Source organism: Rhodoplanes azumiensis (assembly GCF_042682915.1).
Classification (GTDB): domain Bacteria; phylum Pseudomonadota; class Alphaproteobacteria; order Rhizobiales; family Xanthobacteraceae; genus Rhodoplanes; species Rhodoplanes azumiensis.
Genome location: NZ_JBHUIW010000003.1, coordinates 227,320 through 247,940 on the forward strand (window position 1 = coordinate 227,320; position 20,621 = coordinate 247,940).

16 protein-coding genes are annotated in these 20,621 nt (G+C 72.1%); 12 read left to right on the forward strand and 4 right to left on the reverse strand.

Going from position 1 to position 20,621, the window contains the following annotated elements:
* Window positions 1-15: 15 nt before the first annotated feature.
* The 10 genes from ACFSOX_RS04615 to ACFSOX_RS04660 all read left to right on the forward strand — a co-directional run bounded on the left by ACFSOX_RS04615 (window position 16) and on the right by ACFSOX_RS04660 (window position 12,946).
* Entirely contained in the window at window positions 16-867 is an 852-nt protein-coding gene (locus tag ACFSOX_RS04615; RefSeq protein ID WP_378476607.1) for a DUF2163 domain-containing protein, read from the forward strand.
* Between the two features lie 252 nt (window positions 868-1,119).
* Window positions 1,120-1,569 carry an NlpC/P60 family protein gene (locus tag ACFSOX_RS04620; RefSeq protein WP_378476608.1) on the forward strand — a complete coding sequence of 150 codons (450 nt, stop codon included), beginning with the start codon at window positions 1,120-1,122 and terminating at the stop codon, window positions 1,567-1,569.
* A 52-nt stretch (window positions 1,570-1,621) separates the two neighbouring features.
* Window positions 1,622-5,542: a baseplate multidomain protein megatron gene (locus ACFSOX_RS04625; RefSeq protein WP_378476609.1), complete on the forward strand. Its 3,921-nt coding sequence runs from the start codon at window positions 1,622-1,624 to the stop codon at window positions 5,540-5,542.
* Window positions 5,543-5,567: 25 nt separating this feature from the next.
* Window positions 5,568-6,959, forward strand: a complete 1,392-nt coding sequence (locus tag ACFSOX_RS04630; protein WP_378476610.1) for a DUF2793 domain-containing protein — start codon at window positions 5,568-5,570, stop codon at window positions 6,957-6,959.
* A 134-nt stretch (window positions 6,960-7,093) separates the two neighbouring features.
* Complete coding sequence (locus tag ACFSOX_RS04635) at window positions 7,094-7,993, forward strand: hypothetical protein (RefSeq protein WP_378476611.1); 900 nt, start codon at window positions 7,094-7,096, stop codon at window positions 7,991-7,993.
* A 1-nt stretch (window position 7,994) separates the two neighbouring features.
* The gene (locus ACFSOX_RS04640; RefSeq protein ID WP_378476612.1) at window positions 7,995-8,609 is read left to right on the forward strand and encodes a 3TM-type holin; all 615 of its coding nucleotides are present in this window, start codon (window positions 7,995-7,997) and stop codon (window positions 8,607-8,609) included.
* A 218-nt stretch (window positions 8,610-8,827) separates the two neighbouring features.
* A complete protein-coding gene (locus ACFSOX_RS04645; protein ID WP_378476613.1) occupies window positions 8,828-9,376 on the forward strand; it encodes a PepSY domain-containing protein in 549 nt (182 codons plus the stop codon).
* Window positions 9,377-9,537: 161 nt separating this feature from the next.
* Window positions 9,538-10,212 (forward strand): response regulator transcription factor, encoded by a 675-nt coding sequence (locus tag ACFSOX_RS04650; RefSeq protein ID WP_378476614.1) that lies wholly within the window; start codon window positions 9,538-9,540, stop codon window positions 10,210-10,212.
* A gap of 192 nt (window positions 10,213-10,404) precedes the next feature.
* Entirely contained in the window at window positions 10,405-11,784 is a 1,380-nt protein-coding gene (locus ACFSOX_RS04655) for a sensor histidine kinase (RefSeq protein ID WP_378476615.1), read from the forward strand.
* 271 nt (window positions 11,785-12,055) lie between these two features.
* Window positions 12,056-12,946, forward strand: a complete 891-nt coding sequence (locus ACFSOX_RS04660) for a polysaccharide deacetylase family protein (RefSeq protein ID WP_378476616.1) — start codon at window positions 12,056-12,058, stop codon at window positions 12,944-12,946.
* Between the two features lie 314 nt (window positions 12,947-13,260).
* Here the strand turns inward: ACFSOX_RS04660 and ACFSOX_RS04665 are convergent, their stop codons facing one another.
* Window positions 13,261-14,232 carry a PDR/VanB family oxidoreductase gene (locus ACFSOX_RS04665; RefSeq protein ID WP_378476617.1) on the reverse strand — a complete coding sequence of 324 codons (972 nt, stop codon included), beginning with the start codon at window positions 14,230-14,232 and terminating at the stop codon, window positions 13,261-13,263.
* A gap of 4 nt (window positions 14,233-14,236) precedes the next feature.
* Window positions 14,237-15,343, reverse strand: a complete 1,107-nt coding sequence (locus tag ACFSOX_RS04670) for an aromatic ring-hydroxylating dioxygenase subunit alpha (protein ID WP_378476618.1) — start codon at window positions 15,341-15,343, stop codon at window positions 14,237-14,239.
* A 333-nt stretch (window positions 15,344-15,676) separates the two neighbouring features.
* On the opposite strand from ACFSOX_RS04670, the gene ACFSOX_RS04675 reads away from it, so the two are divergent.
* Complete coding sequence (locus ACFSOX_RS04675; RefSeq protein WP_378476619.1) at window positions 15,677-16,246, forward strand: TIGR00645 family protein; 570 nt, start codon at window positions 15,677-15,679, stop codon at window positions 16,244-16,246.
* 124 nt (window positions 16,247-16,370) lie between these two features.
* Here the strand turns inward: ACFSOX_RS04675 and ACFSOX_RS04680 are convergent, their stop codons facing one another.
* Window positions 16,371-17,876, reverse strand: a complete 1,506-nt coding sequence (locus ACFSOX_RS04680) for an MFS transporter (protein WP_378476620.1) — start codon at window positions 17,874-17,876, stop codon at window positions 16,371-16,373.
* 264 nt (window positions 17,877-18,140) lie between these two features.
* On the opposite strand from ACFSOX_RS04680, the gene ACFSOX_RS04685 reads away from it, so the two are divergent.
* Window positions 18,141-19,400, forward strand: a complete 1,260-nt coding sequence (locus ACFSOX_RS04685) for a CaiB/BaiF CoA transferase family protein (protein ID WP_378476621.1) — start codon at window positions 18,141-18,143, stop codon at window positions 19,398-19,400.
* A gap of 189 nt (window positions 19,401-19,589) precedes the next feature.
* On the opposite strand, the gene ACFSOX_RS04690 is transcribed toward ACFSOX_RS04685, so the two are convergent.
* Window positions 19,590-20,378 carry a M15 family metallopeptidase gene (locus ACFSOX_RS04690; RefSeq protein WP_378476622.1) on the reverse strand — a complete coding sequence of 263 codons (789 nt, stop codon included), beginning with the start codon at window positions 20,376-20,378 and terminating at the stop codon, window positions 19,590-19,592.
* Between the last annotated feature and the right edge of the window lie 243 nt (window positions 20,379-20,621).

Below are 20,621 nucleotides of genomic sequence, written 5' to 3' on the forward strand. Positions count from 1 at the left end.
CGAACGGAGGGAGCGATGAGACGGATTCCGGAAGCTCTGCGCGACTTGCTCGCCTCCGGCGTCACCACGCTGTGTCGCTGCTGGCGGGTGGTGCGGCCCGACGGCGTGACGCTCGGCTTCACGGATCATGACGCGGACATCCTGCTCGACGCGACCCCGTGCCGGGCCGGCAGCGGGCTCGACGCCTCGGAGGCGACGGCGCGCTTCGGCCTGCAGGTCGACGGCGGCGAGGTGTTCGGCGCGCTCGCCGACGACGCGCTGACCGAGGCCGATCTCGCCGCGGGGCGCTACGATGCGGCGACGATCGAGACCTGGCTGGTCGACTGGAGCGCGCCGTCGACGCGCCTGCTGCTCGCCGTCGGGACGCTCGGCGAGGTGCGTCGCGACGGCACGGCCTTCACGGCCGAGCTGCGCTCGCTGTCGGAAAAGCTCGCCCAGGAGAGCGGGCGCGTCTACACGGCGGCCTGCACGGCCGATCTCGGCGACGCCCGCTGCCGGGTCGATCTCGGCGCGGCGGGCTTCTCGGCGAACGGAACGGTCGCGGGCCTCGAGGCCACGTCTACAATTCGGGTCTCGGGGCTGACGAGCTTCGCCGACGGATGGTTCACGGCCGGTCGGCTCGCCTTCACGAGCGGCGCCAATGCCGGGCTCGCCAGCGAGGTGAAGCGGCACGCCGTCGACCCGGCCGGCGTCGCCGTCGCGCTGTGGCAGGCGATGCCGGAGCCGATCGCACCCGGCGACGCCTTCGTGATCACGGCCGGTTGCGACAAGCAGTTCGCCACCTGCCGCGATCGCTTCGCCAACGTCGACAACTTCCGCGGCTTCCCGCACATCCCCGGCAACGACTACGTGATCAGTCACGCCTGAACGAGGGGCAAGTTAGAAAGTTCTGGACCTCGGTGCGCGGCGCTACCCCCCTCCCTGTCCCTCCCCCACAAGGGGGGAGGGAACGCAGGAGCTGCACCGCTCTCGGCAAGGCAACGCCGGCCATCGATTCCACGTTTCCGGATAGATCTCGACAGCTCGCCGCGCCCTGCTCCCTCCCCCCTTGTGGGGGAGGGGTGGGGAGGGGGGTGAGCGCCGAACTCCGCGTCGACCGAACTCCTGATGAGCTCCACCATGCCCACCTCTACACTCATCACTCGCGAAGACATCGTCGCCGAGGCGCGGCGGTGGATCGGGACGCCGTACCGGCACCAGGCGTCGCTGCAGGGCGTCGGCTGCGACTGTCTCGGGCTTCTGCGTGGCGTCTGGCGGGCGTTTCACGGCGACGAGCCGGAGCCGGTGCCGCCCTACACGCCCGACTGGGCCGAGGCGACCGGGCGCGACACGCTCGTCGCCGCCGCGACCCGGCATCTGATCACGATCGATGCGGCGGCGATGCGTCCCGGCGACGTCCTCCTGTTCCGCTGGCGCGCCGGCCTGCCGGCCAAGCACGCCGCGATCGCCACGTCCGACACGACCATGGTGCACGCCCACGACGGGGCTGCCGTCGCCGAGGTGGCGATCGCCCCGTGGTGGCGCCGCCGCGTCGCCGGCACCTTCCGGTTTCCGGGCGTGATCGACTGAACCGCCGTGCAAGCGTCGCCGCGCGGCGCCGCAGACCCATCAGGACGTCCCCATGGCCTCGCTCGTTCTCTCGACCGCCGGCGGTGCCGTCGGCGGTGCGCTGTTCGGTCCGGTCGGCGCGCTGGCGGGTCGCATCGCCGGCGCCGTGGTCGGCAACGCGCTCGATCATTCCTTCTTCGCCGGCGGCGGCAGCGCGCGCGACCGCAGCATCGAAGGTCCGCGGCTCGCCGATCTCGACGTGATGGCGTCGACCGAGGGCGCGCCGATCCCGCGCCTCTACGGCCGCGCCCGCCTCTCCGGCCAGGTGATCTGGGCGACCCGGATCGAAGAGGTCGCGACCGTCACCCAGGAGACGACCACGACGGGCGGTGGCGGCGGGGGCGGCGGCGGCAAGGGAATCGGCTCGTCGGGCGGCGGTGGCACCACGACCACCACGACGACGACCTACAGCTACTATGCGAGCTTCGCGGTCGGCCTGTGCGAGGGACCGGTCGGGCGCATCGGCCGTGTCTGGGCGGACGGCGCGATCCTCGACCTGACGACCGTCACGATGCGCATCCATCGCGGCGACGAGAGCCAGGCGGCCGATCCGCTGATCGTCGCGACCGAGGGCGCGGCCGGCACGCCGGCCTATCGCGGCCTCGCCTACGTGGTGTTCGAGCGGCTGCCGCTCGCCCCCTACGGCAACCGCATCCCGCAGCTCGCCTTCGAGGTGATGCGCCCGGTCGGCGATCTCGAGCGCATGGTGCGGGCCGTCACGTTGATCCCCGGCACCACCGAGTTCGGCTACGCGCCCTCGACCGTCGTGCAGCTCCTCGGGCCCGGCAGGACCGGCGCGGAGAACCGTCACGTCGCGGTGGCCGTGTCGGACGTCGAGGCGGCACTCGACGACCTGCAGGCGGCGTGCCCGAACCTCGCCGAGGTCGCCGTCGTGGTCGCCTGGTTCGGCACGGACCTGCGGGCCGCGCAATGCGAGATCCGGCCCGGCGTCGATTCGGCCGTCAAGGAGACGCATCCGCTCGGCTGGACGGCCGCCGGCCTCGGCCGCGGCGACGCGCATCTCGTCTCGCTGGTCGACGGGCGACCGGCCTATGGCGGCACGCCCTCCGACGACGCGGTTCGGGATCTGATCACCGAGCTGAAAGCGCGCGGGCTGAGGGTCACGCTCTATCCGTTCGTGATGATGGACGTCCCGCCCGGCAACAGCCGTGCCGACCCGTGGACCGGCGCGGCCGGTCAGCCGGCCTATCCGTGGCGCGGCCGCATCACCTGCGACCCGGCGCCGGGCCGCCCCGGCTCGCCGGACGGCACCGCTGCCGCACAGGCGCAGATCGACGCCTTCTTCGGCACCGGCGATCCCGCCGCCTGGCGTTACGGCCGGCTGGTGCTTCATTACGCCTTCCTGGCCGCGTCGGCCGGCGGGGTCGACGGCGTCCTGATCGGCTCGGAGCTGATCGGCCTGACGCGGGTGCGCAGCGCGCCCGGCGTCTATCCGGCCGTCACGGCCCTGATGACGCTCGCCGCCGACGTGAAGTCGGTGCTCGGCCCTGGCACGCTCGTCACCTACGGGGCCGACTGGACCGAGTACGGCGCGCATGTGGTGGATGCGGCGGCGACCGAGGTGCGCTTTCCGCTCGATCCGTTGTGGGCGTCGCCGGCGATCGACGCGATCGGCATCGATTATTATGCGCCGCTCGCCGACTGGCGCGACACCGCCGACCATCTCGATCGGGCGCTCGCCGACGACATCCACGACCGCGCCTATCTGGCTGCCAATCTGCGCCGCGGCGAAGCCTTCGACTGGTACTACGCGAACGCCGCGGCGCGCACCGCCCAGACCCGCACGCCGATCACCGACGGGCTCGGCGAGCCCTGGATGTACCGCCAGAAGGATCTCTGGAGCTTCTGGTCCAATCCTCATCACGAGCGTGTCGGCGGTGTGCGGCTCGCGACGCCGACCGCGTGGGTGCCGAAGTCGAAGCCGATCCGGCTCACCGAGGTCGGCTGCCCGGCGGTCGACAAGGGTGCCAACCAGCCGAGCGTGTTTCCCGACGCGAAATCCTCCGAAAGCGGCCTGCCGTGGTTCTCGACCGGCCGGCGCGACGACCTGATCCAGCGTCGTCATCTCGAGGCGGTGCTGACGGCGTTCGATCCCGCGCACGGCGCCACCACCGCGACCAATCCGGTGTCTCCCGTCTATGGCGGCCGCATGGTCGACCCGGCCGGCATCACGCTGTGGACCTGGGACGCGCGCCCGTGGCCGCAGTTCCCGGCCGCGACCGACGTGTGGAGCGACGGGCCCAACTGGGAGACGGGCCACTGGCTCACCGGCCGGCTCGGCGGCTGCCCGCTCGACGGGCTTCTCGCCACGATGCTGGCCGACGCCGGCGTGACCGGCTGTGACGCCCGCCGGCTCGGCGACGGGCCGGTCGGCGTCGTGATCGACCGCCCGATGACGCCACGCGCCGCGATCGAGCCGCTCGCTGCCGCCTTCGCGTTCGACGCGGTGGCGGACGGGCCGACCCTGGTGTTCCGCCCGCGCGGCGGGCCGCCGGTCGCCGAGATCGACGAGGACGATCTCGTCTGGCCGGACGAGGGGGCGCCGGCCCGGCTGGTACGGGCGCAGGAGACCGAGCTGCCGGTCGCCGTCGCGCTCGGCTTCAGCGACGTCGATGCCGACTATCGGCGGGCCGCCGTGCCGTCACGGCGCCTGGTCGGCGCCTCGCGCCGTCTTCTCGTTGCCGATCTCGCGGCCGTGATGGATCGCGCCGAGGCGGAGCGGCGCGCCGAGATCCGGCTCCAGGATCTGTGGGCCGCGCGTGAGACCGCGAGCGTCGCGTTACCGCCCTCCCGCGTCGCCCTGCTGCCCGGCGACGTGATCGGCCTCACGGTCGCGGGGCGCCGGCGGCTGTTCGAGATTCGCGAGATCGTCGACGCGCAGAGCCGCACCGTGACGGCCCAGTCGATCGACCCGGAGGTGTTCGCGCTGCCGCTCGCGAGCCGCGCGCCGACGACGCCGGCTCTGCCCGCCGCGGTCGGTCCCGCCGCGGTCGTCGCGCTCGACCTGCCGACCCTGCCGGGCGATCCCGACACGGTGCTGGCCCGCATCGCCGTGTCGGCTTCGCCGTGGCCGGGTGCGCTCGCCGTGTGGCGCTCGTTCGACGGCGAAGGCTTCGAGCGGATCGCCACCGCCACGGTGCCGGCCGTGATGGGCGAGACGCTCGATCCGGTGCCGGCCGGCCGGCCCTGGCGGATCGACCGGCACGCCGCCTTCCGGGTGCGGCTGGTGGCGGGCGGGCTCGCCGCGATCTCCGACGCGGCGCTGCTGGCGGGCGGCAACGCGGCCGTGCTGGCGGCGCCCGACGGCGGTTGCGAGGTGATCCAGTTCGCCGCCGCCGAGCTGGTCGCCGCGAGCACCTGGCGCGTGTCGCGCCTGCTGCGCGGCCAGGCCGGCACCGAGCACGCGATCCGGCCGCTTTCGGCCGGCGCGACCTTCGTGAAGCTCGACGACGTGCTGCGGACGGTCGCCCGCGGCCCCGACATGATCGGCCGCCCCATGACGCTGCGCATCGTCGCCGCGAACCGCTCCCACGACGACGCGAGCGCCGTGACGCTGACGATCACGCCGCGGCCCACCATGCTGCAGCCGCTCGCGCCGGTGCATGTCCGCGGTCGGCGGACCACCGCCGGCGTGATGATCACGGTCGTCCGCCGCACCCGCCGCGACGGCGATTCGTGGGAGGTCGCCGAGGTGCCGCTCGGCGAGAGCGTCGAGGCCTACGAGGTCGACATCCTGAACGGCGCCACGGTGGTGCGCACGCTCGCCGCCACGACCCCGACGGTGATCTACGCGGCGGCCGACGAGATCGCCGACTTCGGCACGGCGCAAGCGAGCCTGTCGGTGCGGGTCGTCCAGCTTTCCGCCACGGTCGGCCGCGGCGTCGCCGCCACGGCCGTCCTCTCCGTCCGATAACACCCGATCTCCTGCGGACATCATCATGACCGACACGCTCCATCTCGGGCTGCCGCTGATCGCGGCCGCCCAGGCGCAGAAGCACGTCACCCACAACGAGGCGCTGCACCGGCTCGACGCGCTGGTGATGCTCGCGGTCGTCGACCGCGATCTCGTCGCGCCGCCGGCCTCGCCCGCCGACGGCGATCGTTATCTCGTCAAGGCGACCGGCAGCGGCGCCTTCGCGGGGCACGACGACGCGATCGCTCATTACGTCGACGGCGGCTGGGAGTTCCACGTGCCGGCGGCCGGCTGGCTCTGCTGGGTCGCCGACGAGAGCGTGCTGGTCGCCTGGACCGGCGACGCTTGGCGGGCCGTCGTCAGCGGCGAAGCCGGGGGTGGTGGAGGCGGGGGTGACATCGACGCGCTGCAGAACCTGGCTCTGCTCGGCGTCGGCACCACGGCGGATGCGACGAACCCGCTGGCCGCAAAGCTCAACAACGCGCTGTGGGTCGCCAAGTCCTCGGCCGAGGGCGGCAGCGGCGATCTCCGTTACAAGCTGTCGAAGGAGAGCACCGCCAAGACGTTGTCGCTCCTCTTCCAGACCGCCTATTCGGGACGCGCCGAGATCGGCCTCGCCGGCGACGACGATCTGCGTATCAAGGTGTCGGCGGACGGGACGACCTGGCTCGACGCGCTCGTCGTCGACCGCACGACCGGCGCCGTAGCCCTGCCGAACACCCGACCGACGTCGTTCCGCAACCGCATCGTCAACGGCAATTTCGCCGTCAACCAGCGCAGCGTCTCCGGCACCGTGACGTTGGCCGCGAACGCCTACGGGCACGATCGCTGGAAGGCGGGCGCTGGCGGTTGCTCCTACACGTTCGCGACCTCGGGTCTCGACACCACGATCACCGTCACGTCCGGCACGCTCTGCCAGGTGATCGAGGGCACGGTCGTCGAGGGCGGCGTCCATGTCGCGTCGTGGAGCGGCACCGCGCAGGCGCGCGTCTATCAAGGGGCCGCCGCGGGCGCCTACGCGGCGAGCGGCTTCGTCACCGCGAGCCTCTCGGCCGCCACCAACACGACGATCGAGTTCGGGACCGGCACGCTGACCCGCGTGCAGCTCGAGCCCGGCGTCACGGCCACGGCATTCGAGCGGCGCGACGACGAGCTGCGCCGTTGCCAGCGCTACTACGAGAAGGGCGTGTTCTCGATCGCCCCCGGCAACAGCGGGACGGGTGGCGTGTGGTTCTCGTTCCTGTTCGCGGCCCGCAAGCGCGCCGCGCCGACCATGGCGCTGAGCAACGCCTCGGGCGGTGGATTCAGCAGTCCCTTCGTCAGCCCGAACGCCACCGACGGATTTCAGATCGGCTACACGGCCACGGCGGCGTCCTCCTACTTCACGGCGGACTGGACCGCGACGGCCGAGCTGTGAGCCGGCGTCACCGAGCGCCATGCGCCGTGCGCCGTGCGCCGAGCCGCGCATCGTCCACCACCGCGACCCCGATCGTCCCATCGTCGCACTCGTGTCACGGCGCCGGCCGCGGGCCGGTCGCCACGGAGACTCGCATGACCCCGACCCCCGCGCAGACCGCCGCCGGCTATCGCAATCTGTGGACCAAGGCCGAGATCGTGCCGGCCCGGCGCGCCGCGGCCGCCACGGCCGCGCGCCGCATCCTCGCCGCGAAGGACCGCTATTGGCCGGTCCAGCAGGCGACCGGCGTGCCGTGGGTCGTGATCGGCGCGCTCCACATGCGCGAGAGCGGCCTGTCCTTCGCGGGTCACCTGCACAACGGCGACAGCCTGAACGGCTACACGGTGCGGGTGCCGAAGGGGCGTCCGAAGCTCGGCCACGGCCCGCCCTTCGGCTGGACCGAGAGCGCCGTCGACGCGCTCGTGCTGAAAGGGCTGCAGAGCGTGCCGGCGTGGTCGCTCGAGCGCATCCTCCACGAGTGCGAGCGCTACAACGGCTGGGGTTATCTCGGCAAGGGCAACAGCCCCTATCTGTGGAGCTGGACCAGCCTCTACACGGGCGGCAAGTACGTTCGTGATCACGTCTACGATCCGCACGCGATCGACCGGCAGCCCGGCGTCGTCGCGATTCTCAAGTCGCTCGAAGCCGCCGGCGTCGTGATCACGACCGTGCCGCCGCAGGCGACGCCGCCGAAGGACGCGATCGACCGCGCGACGCGCAAGCAGCGCACGGCTCGCACGGCAGGCGGCGCCGCGGCGGCCGGCGGCGGCGCCGGCGAGGCGGTACAGCGGACCGGCACCGCGCCACCGGCCGATGCCGGCCACGCGCCGCTCGATCCCGTCCTCGCCTGGTCGCTGATCGGGGTCGGCGCCGCGATCGCGATCGTCGCCACCGTCCTGATCGTGCGCCGGACCGCGCTGATCGAGCGGGCCTGGACCGGCGCGGCCGCGTCCCGGCTCGGTCGCGTCGTGCTGAAGCTCACGGGGGAGGTCTGACATGGACTGGGCATCACTCGGAGGCGCACTGGCGCGCGCCGGCGCGCCGATCGTCGGCCGGGCGCTCGGCGGCCCGCTCGGCGGCCTGATCGGAAACGCGGTCGGCGGCGTCCTCGCCGACGCGCTCGGCACGGACGCGACCCCGGAGGCGGTCGGCCGCGCCATCGCGACGACGCCGGCCCCGGACCTGCGACCGAAGCTCGCCGTCGCCGAAAACGAGGCGACGGCGCGCTGGCCGGCGCTCGCCGACATCGCGAAGGCCGAGGCCGAGCTGCAGGGCCGGGTGCTCGCCGAGACCGCCGCGACCATGCGGGCCGAGGCGCTCGCCGGCGATCCGCTGCAGCGCTGGTGGCGGCCCGCCTATGCGTTCGAGCTGACGATCGAGTGCGCGGCGTTCTTCGGCGTGTTGATCTGGTCGCTCGGGCGCGGTGACGCCGGGCCGCTCAACGCGGCGACGAATGCGACCGGCCTCCTCACGCTCTACTGGGGCGCCCGCTTCGCCGTCCTCGGCGTCTACGTCAACGGGCGCACCCGCGAGAAGGAGGCGGCGACGACCGGCCAGCCGGCGCCGAGCGTCGTCGAGACGGTGGTTCGCGCCGTCAAGGGGCGCCGCTGAAGGCGCGGCCGCGCGACGCGGCCGGGGTCGGGTCGTCGGGGCATCGAGGCATCGAGGAACGCGGCGCCGCCCCCGGACGACGCCGGAGCGCCCCGACCGGCCGTCGCCGGTCGGCCCTGTCGCCGCCTCGGTCGGGAGGCTACACTGCGAGGGTCCGGAGTCGCGGCGCGGTCCGGCGCGACGCGAGGATCGGCGGCGAGAATTCGGCGAGGCGAGGCATGAGGACGCGAGCACCGACGGTTGCGGTCGTCACGGCGGTCCTGTCGGCCGGCCTGGCCGCATGGACCTGGCCCTGCATCGCCGCCGACCCCGAGCCGCGTCCGCCCGAGGCACGCGCCACCGAGCCGGGCGCCACCGAGCCGGGCGCCGCGGAGCCGCGCGGCCCCGAGCCGGCGGCCGCCGAGACCAAGCCGGCGACGCGGCCGCACCGGCCGTTGGTGCCGACCCGGACCGACGGCGCCGCCGTCGGCAACGGCAGCGTCACCGGCGCGACCGCCACGACGGCGCCGGCCGGAGCCGCCGCCGCGCCCGCCGGTCCGCGCTGCCTCACCCGGGCCGAGCAGCGCGCCCGCACGGCCGCCAAGCAGGTGGTGCCGCTCGCCAAGGCGGCCAGCGCCGTGAAGGCGCGCCACGGCGAGCTCCTGCGCGCCCGCCTGTGCGAGCAGAACGGCCGCCTCGTCTACATGCTCACCGTGCTGCCGCGCGGCGGCAAGGTGGTCCGCGCCACCGTCGATGCCGGCACCGGGGCGCTGATCTCGGGCCCGTAGCGCGGCCCCGGCCGCCACGGCCGTCGATCGCGCGGGGCGCGCGACGACATCGTCAGGAACCTCCGAGACCCTCCTTCGACCCGAACCCGAACCGAGCAACACGCTGCCGCCACCGTCCGGCCCGCCCCGCCGCCGGCACCGGCATCCAGAGGACCGAGACCATGCGGCTCCTGGTCGTCGAGGACGATCCCGACCTCAATCGCCAGCTCGCCACCGCGCTCACCGACGCCGGCTACGTGGTGGACCGCGCCGCCGACGGCGAGGAGGGGCATTATCTCGGCGAGACCGAGCCCTACGACGCCGTCATCCTCGACATCGGCCTGCCCAAGATGGACGGGCTCTCGGTGCTGGAGAGCTGGCGCCGCGCCGGCCGCGTCATGCCGGTGCTGATGCTCACGGCGCGCGACCGCTGGAGCGACAAGGTGCAGGCCTTCGACGCCGGCGCCGACGACTACGTGGCGAAGCCGTTCCATCTGGAGGAGGTGCTGGCCCGCATCCGGGCGCTGCTGCGCCGCTCGGTCGGCCACGCCAAGTCCGAGTTCCTGTGCGGGCCGGTGCGGCTGGACTCGCGCACCGGCCGCGTGACGGTCGACGGCGCGCCCGTGAAGCTCACCTCGCACGAGTACCGGCTGCTCTCCTACCTGATGCATCATTCGGGCCGGGTGGTGTCGCGCACCGAGCTGGTCGAGCACCTCTACGACCAGGACTTCGACCGCGACTCCAACACCATCGAGGTGTTCGTCGGCCGCATCCGCAAGAAGCTCGGCGTCGACGTGATCCAGACGGTGCGCGGGCTCGGCTATCTGCTCACCCCGCCGGAGGAGAGCCGATCGTGATCTGCCCGGCGACGATGCGCGGCAGCCGCCCGATCACCTCTCCCCAGCGGGGAGAAGTCGACGCGCGCAGCACGTCGGGTGCGGGGGGGGCGAGCCCGCCCACCGGCGTCGCAAACCCTCACCCCGGTCGCGCGCTGTGCTCGCGCCCGACCCTCTCCCCGAGGGAGAGGGTCGAACCGGCGCTCTCGTGACATGCGCGCCAACTCGCTCGCGCTGCGTCTCTTCCTCTCGGCCACGGCGTGGACCGTGATCATCCTGCTCGCCACCGGCATCAGCCTGTCGTCGCTGTATCGGCAGGCCGTCGAGCGTTCCTTCGACCGCCGGCTCGGCGTCTATCTGCGCACCCTGGTGGCCGAGGTCGCGGCGCCCGAGGAGGGGGCCGACCGCGGGCCGTTGTCGCTCGGCGAGCCGCTGTTCGAGCTGCCGCTGTCGGGCTGGTACTGGCAGATCACCCGGCTCGGCGCGCCGAAGCCCGAGACCCGCTCGTCGCGCTCGCTGTGGGACCAGACGCTGCCGCATCTCGCCGACCAGGGCCTCCAGCCCGGGTCGGACGGCAGCCGGCGCTCCTACGTTCCGGGCCCCGAGGACCAGCGGCTGCGGCTGGTCGAGCGCACCGTCGATCTCGGCGACGAGGGCCGCTTCCTCGTCTCGGTCGCCGGCGACCCGCAGGAGATCGACGAGGAGACGCGCTCCTTCGACAACGCGCTCGCCATCACGTTCGTGATGCTGGCCGCCGTGCTGCTGCTGATCACGATGTTCCAGGTGCGGTTCGGCCTCGCCCCGCTCAAGCGCATCTCCGAGAGCCTCGCCGCCATCCGGGCCGGCCGCAGCGAGCGGCTGGAGGGTGAGTTCCCCGACGAGATCGCCCCGCTCGCGCGCGAGACCAACGCGCTGATCGAGGCCAACCGCGAGATCGTCGAGCGCGCCCGCACCCATGTCGGCAATCTCGCGCACGCCCTGAAGACGCCGCTGTCCGTGGTCGTCAACGAGGCGGCGACGCGCGGCGACGACGATCCGCTCGCCCGCAAGGTGCGCGAGCAGGCGGCCATCATGCGCGACCAGGTGACCCGCCATCTCGAGCGGGCGCGGCTGTCCGCCCGTCTCACCGTGGTCGGCACCGTGACCGAGGTGAAGCCGGTGGTCACGGCGCTCGCCCGCACCATGGAGAAGCTGCACCACGATCGCGGCCTCGTCATCGACGCCGACGTGCCGGAGACGCTGCGCTTCGTCGGCGAGCGGCAGGATCTCGAGGAGATGGTCGGCAATCTCGTCGACAACGCCTGCAAGTGGGCGCAGGGGCGCGTCGCCATCGAGGCTGCGCCGGCGCCGCCGCCCGACCGGCGCGCGAGCGCCGGCCTGCGCATCGTCGTCGACGACGACGGGCCGGGCCTCTCGGAGGCCGAGCGCGAGCAGGTCGCCCGCCGCGGCAAGCGGCTCGACGAGACCAAGCCGGGCTCCGGCCTCGGCCTGTCGATCGTCACCGAGCTCGCCGGCCTCTACGGCGGCAAGCTCACCCTCTCGGCCGCGCCGATCGGCGGCCTGCGCGCCGAGCTTCTGCTGCCGGCGGGGTGATCCTGGGATGGTCCGCTCATCCCGGGGCGCGGACCTCGAGGTCCGCGAGCCCGGGATCCATACGCCCGGTGTCGGTGCGTCACGACAGGCAGGGGTTATGGGTTCCGGGCTCGGCGCTTTCGCGCCGCCCCGGAACGACGGTGTGGCCGGGTGACCCGCCGTTCCCGCATCGCTTCGATGCGGCGGCGTGCGGCCTCGCCGGCGGCGCGGCCTGCTAGGCTGCGTGTCCCGCTTCGTCGCCTGCAAGAAAAGCAACACGGAGAGACGCGCCATGAGCGAGACCCTCGGCCACAGCCTGCGCGGCCGCATTCCCTATGCGCCGATCCATCGGCGGCCCGCGTTGAAGCTGCCCGACGGCGCCCGGGTCGCCGTGTGGACTATCGTCAACGTCGAGAACTGGCTCACCGAAGGCCCGATGCCGCGCGCCGTGCTGCCACCGCCGATGGGCCAGCCGCTGCTGCCCGACCTGCCCAACTGGGCCTGGCACGAATACGGCAACCGGGTCGGCTTCTGGCGCTTCCTCGACGCGCTGAACGCCCGCGGCCTGAAGGCGACCTTCGCGATCAACGGCATCACCTGCGAGACCTATCCGGAGGTGTGCGCCGCCGCCCGCGACGCCGGCTGGGACTTCATGGGCCACGGCTTCGTGCAGAAGCCGATGCACACGCTCGACGATCAGCGCGCCGCCATCCGCAAGACCGTCGAGACGATCAGGGCGTTCACCGGCAAGCCGCCGCGCGGCTGGGAGAGCCCCGGCCTCACCGAGACCGACGAGACGATCGACATCCTGGCCGAGGAGGGGATCGAATACGTCGCCGACTGGGTGCTGGACGATCAGCCCCTTCCGATCGCGACACGCGCCGGCCGCGTCGTCTCGGTGCCCTACACGGTCGAGGTCAACGACGTCGTGATCAGCGCCGTGCAGCAGCAGCCCTCCGACGAGATCCTCCGCCGCGGACGTGATCAGTTCGATCGGCTGTATCAGGAGGGCGCGACGTCGCCGCGCGTGATGGCGATCGCCATCCACCCCTATCTCACCGGCGTGCCGCACCGGATCAAGTATCTGGAGGCGCTCTACGACTACATCCTCGGCCACGGCGACGTGGCGATGTGGACGGGGGCGGAGATTCTCGACTGGTACAAGACGCAGGTGCCGGCCTGAGCCTCGGGCCTCCAGCACGGAGTGTCACCGTCACCCTGAGAGCTTGTGAATCTTTCCGGTTTTCGGCGTTTCCGGCCCGGCTAAGTCGTTGATTTGACTCAGGTCGAAAAGTGCAAAAATCGAAACATTCACAGCCTCTGAGGTGCTCGGGCGAAGCCCGGGCCTCGAAGGGCGACGGCCATCGATCTCGGGCCTGCCCGAGATCGACCCCATTGAAGCTCAAGTCGGCGACGCCGAATTGAGTGGCCGTATCCTTCGAGGCCCGGCTTTGCCGGGCACCTCAGAATGACGGGGGAAAGTCAGGCCGCCCGCTCTCACTCCGGCCGGTCGGCCGTGTCGATCGTGATGCGGCCGCCGGCGACGCGGGAGACGCAGGTGCAGAGCTTGGCGTTCGACGCCTTCTCCTGGTCGCTGAAGAACACGTCGCGGTGGTCGACGGTGCCGTCGACCGACAGGATCGGCAGGGCGCACAGGCCGCATTCGCCCTTGCGGCAGTCCGAGATCATGGCGACGCCGGCCGCCTCCAGCGCGTCGAGCATCGTGCGATTCTCCGGCACGACGATCTCCTTGCCCAGCCGCGGGATCGCGACCGTGAACGGCACGGTCGGGAAGCGACCGCTGCAGCCGAAGGTCTCGAAGCGCAGGTTCGCACGCGGGCGCCCGCTCGCCTGCCAGGCGTGCCTGGCCGCCTCCAGCATGCCGATCGGGCCGCAGACATAGAGCTCGCCGTCGGGCGCGAGGCCGGCGATCTCGGCTGTAAGGTCGATGCGGCCGCCGGCCTCGCTGGTGACGATCGTCAGGCGGTCGCCGAGCGCGTCGCGCAGCTCGTCGACGAGGGCGAGATCGGCGGCGCGGCGCGCCGCGTAGACGAGCCGCAGGCGGGCGCCGGCGCGGGCGAGCGCGGTCGCCATGGTGTAGATCGGCGTGATGCCGATGCCGCCGGCGACCAGCAGATAGTCGGGCCGCCCGGTGCCGAGCGGAAACGTGTCGTGCGGCCCGGTGAAGGAGAGCCGCGCGCCGGGGGCGAGCGTCCACATGTAGGCCGAGCCGCCGCGCGACTGTGGCAGGAGCTTCACGGCGATCCGGTAGAGCCCGTCCGTGCACGCCCCGACGATCGAGTAGGAGCGGGTGTCGGGACGCTCGTCGATCCGCACCGTCAGGTCGAGATGGCTGCCCGGCGGCGGCGGTGTGAAGACCGCCGGCTCGATCTCGAACAGGCGGATGTCGGCCGTGAGATCGCGGGTGGCGCGCAGCACGCCGGTCTGCTGGTCGGTTCGCGCGAGCATGATCTCACTCCGCCGCCTGGCTCGGGACCACGCGCGGGCCGGCCTGCTCGGCGTCGAGCATGCGGTCGATCAGCTGACGCGCCCACAGGGCGCCGGCGTCGATGTTGAGATTGTAGAACGGCATGCGCGGATTGCGGTCGATCGCCCTCTGCTGCGCCTCGAGCACGACGTGATCCTGGTCGTAGACGCCCTTGCCGTCGTTCACATGGCCCTTCTGGATCGCGCGCGTCAGCGCGTGATCGTCGCGGCGGAAGTTGCGCACGAAGTTCCAGTGATAGTGGCAGCTCGTCTCGGTCTCCGGCGTGATCGCCGCGAGGAAGCAGCCGTTGACGCCTTGCGAGCGGTCGCCCTCGCGCGCGCCGGTGCCGGTCGGCGCCACGCCGACGTCGCCGGCGATCACCGAGGGCGCCTGGAAATGGATGATCTGCCAGCGGTCGACGTTGCCGGGCTTGCCGAGCAGCTTCGCCCAGAAGGGCGGCGGCGCGATGTCGATCATCCACCGCGTCACGGTCGCGCGGCGGTCCGAATGGGTGACGTCGAACGGGCTCTCCAGGATGGCGTCGTGGCCGATGCTGCCGGCGTGCACATAGGTCTCGTGCGTCAGGTCCATCAGATTGTCGATGACCAGCCGGTAGTCGCATTTCAGCGAGTAGAAGGTGCCGCCCTCGCCGACCCAGTCGGTGCCGTCGTTCCAGTGGAAGTCCGGAATGGTCGCCGGATCGGCGAGCGCCGGGTCGCCCGGCCACACCCACACCAGCCGGTGCCGCTCGGCGACCGGATAGGCGTGCACGCAGGCCGACGGGTTGATGGTCTTCTGGGCCGGCATGAAGGTGCAGCGGCCGTCGCCGTCGAAGACGAGGCCGTGATAGCCGCACACCACCTGGTCGCCGTCGAGGCGGCCGAGCGAGAGCGGCAGCAGGCGGTGCCAGCAGGCATCCTCAAGGGCGGCGACGCGGCCGTCGGAGCGGCGGTACAGCACCATGTCCTTGCCGCAGACCGTGCGGGCGGCGAGCGCGCGGCCGATCTCGTGGATCCAGGCGGCGGCGTACCAGGCGTTGAGCGGGAAGGGACGGCGGGGCGCGGCGGAGCCGGTGGTCGCGTGGGGTGTCATCGGGCGTTTCCTGGCAGTTTCGTTGTTTGGACTAATGCTAGGCGGCGGGGCGCGGTCGAGGCCAGCGGAAAGATGCCCACGATTCCGGTGGGAGCGCCCGGACGGCCCACCAAGGCCTTGCGAAGTCGGGAAAGGTGGGCAATTGCCCACTGCGACGGCCTGTCGCGGCGGCCGTCGAAAGCTGCGGCCAAATGCCCGTTTCGCCGTCACGCGGCCGTCGATTCGGTCTGCTGGATCGGAGCCGGCGGTGGACCGCGGGCCGGCCGCGGACGTATCACCCGCGGGCTTCCATCACGCCGCCGTCGGGCCCGAGGATCGAGCGAGACCATCCGGATGACCGAGACGACCCCGCACCTTTCGAAGTCGCTGCCCAAGGAGCTGCGCCCGTTGCCGATGCTGATCTTCGGCTCGCGCTGGCTGCAGCTGCCGCTCTACATGGGTCTGATCGTCGCCCAGGGCGTCTACGTGATCCTGTTCCTCAAGGAGCTCTGGCACCTCGTCACGCACGCCTTCGACTTCAGCGAGCTGCAGATCATGCTGGTGGTGCTCGGCCTGATCGACGTCGTGATGATCTCCAACCTGCTCATCATGGTGATCGTCGGCGGTTACGAGACCTTCGTGTCGCGGCTCGGCCTCGAGGGCCATCCGGACCAGCCGGAGTGGCTCAGCCACGTCAATGCGAGCGTGCTCAAGATCAAGCTCGCGATGGCGATCATCGGCATCTCGTCGATCCACCTGCTGCGCACCTTCATCGAGGCCGGGGCGCTCGACTCCGGCCGCGGCACTCTCACGGCGACGGGCGTCATGTGGCAGACCATCATCCACTGCGTCTTCATCCTGTCGGCGATCGGCATCGCCTATGTGGACCGCCTGAGCCAGCCGCCGCACGGCGCGCATCATTGAGGTGCCGGTCATTCCGGCGCACGGCGAAGCCGCGAACCCGGAATCCAGCGGCGGAGATCGCGGTCGGGGTTCGATTCCGGGTTCGGCGCTGCGCGCCGCTCCGGAACGGCGCGTTCGGCGACGATCAGATCCGCCGCAGCGGATTGGTCAGCGCCAGCGCCAGGCCGCCGAGCGTGAAGCCGGCGATGCCGAGGAAGACCACCCGGAAGGCGTCGCGGATGTCGCCCTGCACGGCGGCGAGCCGCTCGGGCGGCAGGCTCGCGGCGGCGTCGCGGCCGCGCTGTGCCAGTCCCGAGAAGACCGCCAGCGCCTCCGGATTGTGGAGCGCCAGCCAGCCGAACAGCAGCGTCGCGATGACGGCGGTGCCGAGCCCGGCGCCGATCGAGCGCGAGAATTGCACCGAGCCCGCCGCCTCGCCGAGCCGCCCCGGGCCGGCGGCGCTCTGCACCGTCACCTGCACGACCGCCATCACGGTGCCCATGCAGGTGCCGTTCCAGAACATCATGCCGCCGAGCGCCGGGATCGACATGTGGTCGGCGAAGATCGCCAGCACGACGAGATTGACGGCGGCGAGCCCGAGCCCGACCGAGGGGAACACGGTCGTGTAGCCGGTGCTCGCCATCAGCCGGCCGGTGAGCAGCGAGCCGGTGCCGATCCCGATGGTGAGCGGCACCAGCACGAGCCCCATGGTGGAGGGCCAGGCGCCGCGCACGACGCCGAGATAGACGGGCAGGAAGGTGATCAGCGCGACCAGGGCGGCGCCGTGGCAGGCCGCCATCGCGTCGGCCCGCCAGATCGCCGGCTGCTTCAAGAGGCCGAGCGGGATCAGCGGCGAGGGGGTGCGACGCTCCTGCAGGATCAGCAGCACGAGACTGAGGGCGGCGGCGGCGAGCAGCGCGGCGGCGAACGGCAGCGCCGAGAAGTTCGCCCGCTGCACCTGCTCGAGCGACAACAGCGTCGTCGTCACGAAGGCGGCGAACAGGATCAGCCCGAGCGGATCGGACGCCCAGGCGACGCGCTCGACCTTGCGGACCGGCAGGCGCAGCACCAGCCCCATCGCCAGCACGGCGATCGGCAGGTTGACCAGGAAGATCGAGCGCCAGCCGAAGTGCTCGGTGAGGACGCCGCCGACCACCGGGCCGAACGAGTTCGCCGTGACGGCGACGGCGGCGAGCCAGCCCTGGTAGCGGGCGCGCTCGCGGGGCGGCACCGCCTCGCCGACCAGGGCCTGCGACAGCGTCATCAGCCCGCCGCCGCCGAGCCCCTGCAGGACGCGGGCGAGCGCCAGCGTCTCGATGGTCGGCGCGGCGGCGCACAGGAGCGACGTGACCAGGAACACGCCGAGCGCCACCAGCAGGAGGCGCCGCCGTCCGAAGGCGTCGCCGAGCCGCCCGTAGACGGGCGCCGCGACCGTGGCGGCGATCAGATAGGCGACCACCACCCAGGGGGCGCGCTCGATCTGCCCGGTCGAGGCGGCGATCGCCGGCAGCGCCGTCGCCACGATGGTCTGGTCGACCACGGCCAGGAACATCGGCAGCATGATCGACGGGAAGATCAGCTTGAACGGAGTGCCGGCCGGGGACGGCGCTGCGGGCGGGGGCGGCGGGGGCAGATCGGGGGCGGTCGACACCGGGGTGATCCTGGGGGCGGGGTGGCCGCGGCGCGTTCGCGAGCGTGGAACAAGGGCCGAGCCGGGGAGGCGGGACGCACCTGCCCACATAGGCGGGCCGGTCGGCGCTGCGCAACCCGCACGGCCACGCGGCCCGGCATGCCGCCGTCACATTCCCGCGCGCGTCGCATTTCCTCGTGCGTCACACTCCCGCGCGGATGTGCGATACGGTGCGCCGGCCCCCAACGGAACCGCCCGCCCACCATGCCCGACACGCCCGATGCCATGCCTTCGCCCGCACCCGCCGATCGCGCTCCGGCCGCCGGCGCGCTCTCCCACATCCGGGTGCTCGACCTGTCGCGGGTGCTCGCCGGCCCCTGGTGCACCCAGAACCTCGCCGACCTCGGCGCCGACGTGATCAAGGTCGAGCGGCCCGGCACGGGCGACGACACCCGCGCCTGGGGGCCGCCCTTCGTGGCGGACGCCGACGGCGGGTCGAGCGGCGACTCGACCTATTACGCCGCCGCCAATCGCGGCAAGCGCTCGATCGCGATCGACATCGCCCGGCCCGAGGGGCAGGCGCTGGTGCGCGCGCTCGCGGCGGAAAGCGACGTCGTGATCGAGAACTTCAAGGTCGGCGATCTCGCCCGCTACGGGCTCGACTATGCGAGCCTCGCGCCGACGAATCCGGGTCTCGTCTACTGCTCGATCACCGGCTACGGCCAGGACGGGCCGGACGCGCACAAGCCCGGCTACGACTTCGTCTTCCAGGCGCAGGGCGGGCTGATGAGCATCACGGGCGAGCGCGACGACCGGCCCGGCGGCGGCCCGCAGAAGGTCGGCATCGCCATCGCCGACGTGCTCACCGGCATGTATGCGACGATCGCCATCCTGGCGGCGCTCAACCACCGCAGCGTGTCGGGTCGCGGCCAGTACATCGACATGGCGCTGCTCGACTGCATCGTGGCGCTCGGCGGCAACCAGGTGACCGGCTTCTTCGCCTCCGGCAAGGTGCCGCACCGCTACGGCAACGCCCATGCGAGCCTCGTTCCCTACGGCTCCTTCGCGACCGCCGACGGGCACGTGGTGATCGCGGTCGGCAACGACGCGCAGTGGCGGCGCTGCTGCGACGTGCTGGGCCGCGCCGACCTCGCCGCCGATCCGCGCTGGAGCACGATGTCGGGCCGCATCGTCGGTCGCGACGTGCTGATCCCCGACCTCGCCGCGACGCTGAAGACGAGGACCACGGCCGAGTGGGTCGCGGCGCTGGAGCGCGAGGGCGTGCCGTGCGGCGCCATCAACGACTACGCGCAGGTGTTCGAGGAGCCCCAGGTGAAGCATCGCGGCCTGCGCATCGACCTGCCGCGCGACGACGGCAGCACGGTCGCCACCATCGCGTCGCCGCTGCGCCTCGCCGGCACGCCGCCGCGCTACGATCGCGCGCCTCCGCGTCTCGGCCAGCACACCGAGGAGGTGCTTCGTGATCTGCTCGGCAAGACCGAAGCCGACATCGCGGCGCTGCGCGCGGCCGGCGTGGTGGGGTGACGTCGACTGGCTGAAGGCCGGCCGATTCTGACTATCTCCTCATGGTGAGGAGCGAGGCGCAGCATCGCGTCTCGAACCATGTGGTCCATCAGCGGGCCGCCCTCGCACTTCGAGACGGCCGCTGCGCGGCCTCCCCAAGGTGAGAGCCGATGAAAGAACGCCGGGTTCCCCGATCGCGACCGATCCTGATCACTTCGCCCCGGATCTGATCAATTCCGGCCGGTACTCGAAGTGCATCGTGTCGTAGTGATACCACTTGCCGCCCCAGACGAAGCCGTGGCGCTCGAAGATGTCGACGATCTCCTGCGGCATGCGGTTCTTGTAGGGGATCGGGTCGGTCTTCTTGGTCCACAGCCAGTAGTCGGAGACCTCGAGGTTGAGGTCGATGGCCGCGCCGTAGCCGTGCATGCTCATCCGGCCCGTGTCGGCGACCGGCCGGCAGGCGAGCACGCCGGCGATCGGGAAGGCGGCCTTGCGGATACCGGGCGGCAACGTCTCGATCTCGTCCGACACCGCCTTCAGCTTCGCGGCGACGCCGTTGACGCTGGTGACGGAAACCTTCTTGCCCCAGCTCCTCGGCAGCCAGACGATCGGCACCATGCGGGCCTGCACCTCGCCCTTGGTGCAGTCGCCGTACATCTTCTTGAAGAAGGCCTCGTTCCGGAACCGGCCCGGATCGTCGTTCAGGGCCGGCGGCGCGGCGAGCCGGCCGGTGCGGTAGGGCAGCTTCATCTGGTCGAGGATGGAGGGGTTCGTCAGAAGCTCCCTGAACGGCTTGTCGGGCTTGTTGTCGGAGACCTGCATCTTGGTTCCGTCACGCCAATAGAGCACCTCGCCGTCGTGACGCACGAGCGCGTCCGGATAGGCGGCGACGAGGGCGTCGAGCAGCTCGCTCGGCGAGGCGGCCGGCGCGCCGTGCAGGGCCGCGAGCGTGAACAGCACCGAGACGAATCCGGAACGGGCAAGGCGGCGAACCATCGGGCGTCCTCCCGGCGGTGACGCGGGCAAATGCGATCATGGTAAACGAACTCTTGACGTGCCGCACGCGCGGCCCGGCAACGAAGTCTTAACCGGCCATGCTCCGTTTCCGATTCGTGTTCTCGGACCGGAGCGGGAACGTTCGCGACGGCGCGACGGAAGCGCCCGCCCTGCCGCGTTCGGCGTCGCACAATCCTTTGTTAATCGCCCCCGCTCCGTTTCCGATTCGTCCGGCTTCGCGGA